The organism is Bradyrhizobium sp. (assembly GCF_019244115.1).
GTDB lineage: Bacteria > Pseudomonadota > Alphaproteobacteria > Rhizobiales > Xanthobacteraceae > Bradyrhizobium.
This window is the reverse complement of the sequence record NZ_JAFATE010000239.1, coordinates 1-5,185: the sequence shown is the minus strand read 5'-3', so window position 1 is coordinate 5,185 and position 5,185 is coordinate 1. Positions and strand designations below refer to the sequence as shown.

At 64.6% G+C, this 5,185-nt stretch carries 5 protein-coding genes and 1 pseudogene; 1 reads left to right on the top strand and 5 read right to left on the bottom strand.

Annotated elements, in window-relative coordinates:
- The coding region (locus tag JOZ76_RS10775; RefSeq protein ID WP_291698618.1) for a flavin-containing monooxygenase at positions 1-819 on the bottom strand (819 nt) is incomplete at its 3' end.
- Between the two features lie 249 nt (positions 820-1,068).
- Positions 1,069-1,827, bottom strand: a complete 759-nt coding sequence (locus JOZ76_RS10770; protein WP_291698617.1) for a S1 family peptidase — start codon at positions 1,825-1,827, stop codon at positions 1,069-1,071.
- Positions 1,828-1,950: 123 nt separating this feature from the next.
- Between JOZ76_RS10770 and JOZ76_RS10765 the strand changes: the two genes are divergently transcribed.
- Positions 1,951-2,586, top strand: coding sequence for an HAD-IA family hydrolase (locus JOZ76_RS10765; protein ID WP_291698616.1), 636 nt, complete (start codon positions 1,951-1,953; stop codon positions 2,584-2,586).
- A 176-nt stretch (positions 2,587-2,762) separates the two neighbouring features.
- Here JOZ76_RS10765 and mtnA read toward each other — a convergent pair whose 3' ends face one another.
- The 3 genes and pseudogenes from mtnA to JOZ76_RS10750 form a co-directional block, all read right to left on the bottom strand.
- Positions 2,763-3,872 (bottom strand): S-methyl-5-thioribose-1-phosphate isomerase, encoded by a 1,110-nt coding sequence (mtnA, locus tag JOZ76_RS10760; RefSeq protein WP_291698615.1) that lies wholly within the window; start codon positions 3,870-3,872, stop codon positions 2,763-2,765.
- Positions 3,873-3,895: 23 nt separating this feature from the next.
- The gene (locus JOZ76_RS10755) at positions 3,896-4,771 is read right to left on the bottom strand and encodes an S-methyl-5'-thioadenosine phosphorylase (protein ID WP_291698614.1); all 876 of its coding nucleotides are present in this window, start codon (positions 4,769-4,771) and stop codon (positions 3,896-3,898) included.
- A 228-nt stretch (positions 4,772-4,999) separates the two neighbouring features.
- Positions 5,000-5,185: pseudogene (locus JOZ76_RS10750) on the bottom strand (branched-chain amino acid aminotransferase); the annotation flags it as partial.

Sequence of the window (5,185 nt, the reverse complement as noted above, 5' to 3'; positions counted from 1 at the left end):
TGGCTCGGCGACGCAGCGGCGCGTGAACGCATCCTGCTCGAACAGGATTTTTCGCCGCACGATCTCGTGGATCCACTCCTCTTTGACCTGCAGCTGCCGCAACTGCTCGGCAAGTTCGATCGCATTGCGGCCGAGCCGGAAAAAGGTCGGCGAGCGCTGCAGCATCGTGACGTGGGCGCAGCGGTCCGCGATCGACGGAATCAGCGTTGCCGCCGTTGCGCCTGAGCCGATCACGACGACGCGCTTGTCCTTCAGCTCGATATTTTCCGGCCAGAGCTGCGGGTGCACGATGCGGCCCTTAAACGTGTCCATGCCGGGCCATTCCGGCGTATATCCCTCGGAGTGGCGATAATAGCCCTGGCACATCCAGAGGAAGTTTGCGGTAAAGGCGACGCGCTCGCCGGTGTCGTTCCTGACCGCTTCAATGGTCCAAAGCTTGGTCTTGCCGGACCAGCTCGCTGTCTCGATCCGATGCTTGTAACGGATATGTCTTGCGAGATCGTTCTCGGCGATGACCTCGCCCATGTAGGAGAGAATTTCCTGCGCGGTTGCGATCGGCGGGCCGACCCACGGCTTGAAGCTGTAACCAAAAGTGTGGAGGTCACTGTCGGAGCGGATGCCGGGATAGCGGTGCGTGATCCAGGTGCCGCCAAAACTGTCCTGGTTTTCCAGGATCACAAAACTCGTATCCGGGAGGTCTCGTTGCAAATGATAGGCGCTGCCGATGCCGGAGATGCCGGCGCCGACGATCAGCACGTCGAAATGTTCTGACGCCTGCGGCGAAGCCGCGTAGGTCGCGCGGGCGGTTTCGATGTTCATTGTTGTGATCTGGCGTTTCCCTGTTTCAAGCAGGCTGGACGTAAAGTCTTTCATGGTCAACCCACAGCCACGCAGAGATCCGATTTCTCCTCGATACAAACGGTGTCGTCGCCCGGCTTGACCAGGCGATCCAGTATTCCAGAGACGGCGGTGCTTGAGCCGAGAGGCCGCGGCGTACTGGATCACCCGCATCCGCGGGTGATGACCGCCGGAGCAAGCCGCCGGTCGGCGGATCCGCTCCGGCTTGCTTCACAGCGCAAACCCCCATTGCCGCGCGGTCTGAAGAATCCAGTCGCGGTAGAGCGTGAGCGGCGTCACTCCGGTCAGGCCGCCACAACCGTCGCTGCCGTTCGGCCCCGTCGACCAGCTGATGACGCCGATGATCGCAGGCCCGCCTCGCTGCTCCTCGAACACCGGGCCGCCGGAATCCCCGGTGCAGGCGCCGAGCCCTGCCTGATTGCCCTGACCGAGCGGATCGACCAGCCTGATCTGCAACGTTCCCGGCTTGCCGGTGGCAACCAGCTCGGCGCTGCGGACAAGTCCGCTGCTCTTGCCGTCGCCGCGCACGGTGACACCGACGCCGGCGATGGCAAATTTTCCACCCGCCACGATCGGCGCTTGCGGAATGAAGAGCGCGGCCACCGTCTCGCGCGGCGCGGCTTCGAGTTCCAGCAGCGCGACATCGGCGGTGGCGCGATGACCGAGCATGGCTTGCATGTTGAAGGCGGGATGAACCGCGACGCGCCGAACCATCTTCAGCTCCGCTTTGCGGTCGGCAGCATATTCCACAATGCGGTATTCGGCGCCGGGCTGCACGCAATGCGCGGCCGTCAGCACGAGTTTTGGTGCAATCAGCGCCCCGCTGCAGAAATTACCGCGCGAGCCGACGATGCTGATGACCGAGCGGCCGATCCCGTCCGTCGACGGCGCAGCGCCGCCGACGATCGCATGTGCAGGCGTGGTGCAGAGGAGCGCTGCGGCGAGCGCCGATCGAACGGAGCACTTCATCCGCGATAGCCATAGCCGCTCGCGGCGCCAGCGCCAAGTACCCAGACAAGTGGCGAGACTGGCCACAGGCCGGCATCCCGTGTTAGCCGTTTCCATGAGCAGCAACGGTGCGACGGAGCAGAGATGATCGAGGCGGTGATCTGGGATTTTGGTGGCGTGCTGACCACGTCGCCGTTCGAGGCGTTCGCTCGCTTCGAACGCGAGCGCGGCTTTCCCGTCGACATCATCCGCCGAACCAACGCCGCCAATCATCTTGAAAATGCCTGGGCGAAGTTCGAGCGCGCGGAGATCGACGCCGACACGTTTGACCGGCTGTTTGCCGAGGAGTCGCTTGCGCTCGGCGGCGCCGAGGTCCGGGGCAGCGAGGTCTTGCCGCTGCTCGTCGGCGACCTGCGGCCCGAGATGGTCGCGGCGTTGAAGCGGATCGGCCAACACTTCAAGACCGGGTGCATCACCAACAATCTTCCCGCCAACGCGATCGGCAGCCAAAGCGGGCGGTCATTGTACGTCGCCGAGGTGATGGTGCTGTTCGATCATGTGATCGAGTCGGCCAAGATCGGCCTGCGCAAGCCGGACCCGCGCATCTACCGGATGATGGTCGAGGCGCTCGGCGTCGATGCGAAGAACTGCGTCTATCTCGACGATCTCGGCGTAAATTTAAAGCCGGCGCGCGAGATGGGCATGACCACGATCAAGGTCGTCGATGCCGCGCAGGCGATCGCCGAGCTGGAGCAAGCAACGGGACTGAAGCTGGGCTGAATCCGTACGCTCACCTGCAGCCGCATCGGAGGTGCGCCCCCTCCCCCGCTTGCGGGGGAGGGCTGGGGTGGGGGAAACTCAATCTCGATTCGCGTTCGTGGCACCCCCACCCCAACCCCTCCCCCGCGTGCGGGGGAGGGGCGCGCACCGCATGCGGGGCGACCTATTCGATCCAACTACTCCGCAGCCCTTGACAACCGTTCCGGAAACGCTGCGGCAAGCGAGACGCGGTCGGCTTTCAGCACGCCGCGCTCGGTGATCAGGCCGCTGACCAGCCGCGCCGGCGTGACGTCAAAGCCGTAATTCGCAACCGGCGAGCCGTCGGGCACGATGCGCACGGTCTCGATGCGGCCGTCGGCGGTGCGGCCCGTCATGGTCGCGACCTCGTCGGCACTGCGCTGCTCGATCGGAATGTCGGCGATGCCGTCGTTGACGGCGAAGTCGATGGTCGGCGACGGCAGCGCGACATAGAACGGCACCCCATTGTCGCGTGCCGCCAGCGCTTTCAGGTACGTGCCGATCTTGTTGCAGACATCGCCATTGGCGGCGACGCGGTCGGTGCCGACGATCGCAAGATCGACCATGCCGTGCTGCATCAAATGGCCGCCAGTGTTGTCGGGAATGACGGTGTGCTTGACGCCGTGATGGCCGAGCTCCCAGGCCGTGAGCGATGCACCCTGATTGCGCGGGCGCGTCTCGTCGACCCAGACATGGATCGGAATGCCGCGCTCATGCGCCAGATAGATCGGCGCCGTCGCGGTGCCCCAGTCCACCGTGGCGAGCCAGCCCGCGTTGCAATGGGTCAGCACGTTGACCGGCTCGCCCGGCTTTTTGCGCGCGGCAACCGCCTCGATCAGCGCAAGCCCATGTCTGGCAATGCCCTGGTTGATGACGATGTCGTCCTGCGCGATGGCATCGGCGCGCGCATAAGCCGCATCGCTGCGCGCCGACGCTGCCAGCGGCCGCAGCATGGTGCGCATCTCGTCCAGCGCCCATTTCAGGTTGATGGCGGTCGGCCGCGTCACGATCAGCATCTGATAGGCGCGATCGAGCCCGGCATCCGAGCTATCGGCGCGCATCGCGAGCGCCACGCCGTAGGCGGCGGTGGCGCCGATCAGCGGCGCACCGCGCACCAGCATGGAGCGGATCGCCTCGGCCGCATCCTCGCAGCTCCTGAGCTTTGCGATGATGAATTCATGCGGCAGCCGCCGCTGATCGATCGCACCGACCGTCGCGCCATCAGCCTCGAGCCAGATGGTGCGGAAATGCTTGCCGTCGACCTTCATGGCACGCTCCCTTAAGGCAGTTTTCAACCGCGCAGGATTCGTCCGGCTACCGCGTCGAGCTTCTTCAAGAGCTCCGGATCGCGCGCCTCCGGGGCGGTGATCAGCGCGTTGTCGAGCGCGCGGTCCGAACCGACCGGACAGGGCTCGTGATCCCGCGGAAACTCCTGCGCCAGCCGCGCCACCAGCGCCTTGGCCTTGTCGGCATTGGAGCCGAGGACACGGATGATGTCCTGCACCGTGACGGCATCGTGGCCCGGATGCCAGCAGTCGAAATCGGTGACCATCGCCACCGTGGCATAGCAGATCTCCGCCTCGCGGGCGAGCTTGGCCTCGGGCATGTTGGTCATGCCGATCACGGAATAGCCCTGCGCCTTGTAGCTCATGCTCTCCGCATAGGTCGAGAACTGCGGTCCTTCCATGCAAACATAGGTGCCGCCGCGCGCCATCTTGATTTTTTCGGCCTCCGCGGCGGCCTCGAGATGATCGTGCAGCCGCGGCGATATCGGATGCGCCATCGAGACATGGGCGACGCAGCCCCTGCCGAAAAAAGAGCTCTCGCGCTTGTAGGTGCGGTCGACGAACTGATCGACCAGCACGAAGGTTCCGGGCGCGAGTTCCTCCTTGAACGAGCCGCAGGCCGACAGCGAAATCAGGTCGGTGACGCCGGCGCGCTTCAAGACGTCGATATTGGCGCGATAGTTGATGTCGGACGGCGACAGCCGGTGCCCCTTGTCATGCCGCGGCAGGAACACGATCGGCAGCCCCGACAGGGTGCCGCGCCGGATCGGCGCCGACGGCTCGCCCCAGGGGCTTGCGATGATCTCTTCGCGCGCATTTTCCAGGCCCGGCAGATCGTAGATGCCGGAACCACCGATGATACCGAGGACCGCTTTTGCCATGATTTCCCCACCATTGCCTGGCGGCAGCTATGGCATTTTTGAAGCCAATTTGAAATGGGGCGACTGCGCCACTATTGGGCGCGATTGCGGCTGCCTCGGGAGCCGTGTTCCTCCCCTTACCATGAGCGGGAAGGAACGAGCCCCGTCATTGCGAGGCGCAAAGCCGAAGCAATCCAGAGCCTCACCCGCGGTTCTGGATTGCTTCGCTCGCAATGACGGAAATTCAGCTCACGCCGCGAGCCGCGCCGCGTGCGCAAAGTCCCAATAGAGCTTGCGCGCCTTGGTGTAGAACGGCCCAGGCTGCAGCGAGCGGTCATCGATGCGGACCACAGGCGCGACCTTGGCGAAATTGCCCGACGAGAAGATCTCGTCGGCGCCGAGAAAATCCTGATAGCAGAGCGTGCTCTCGACCAC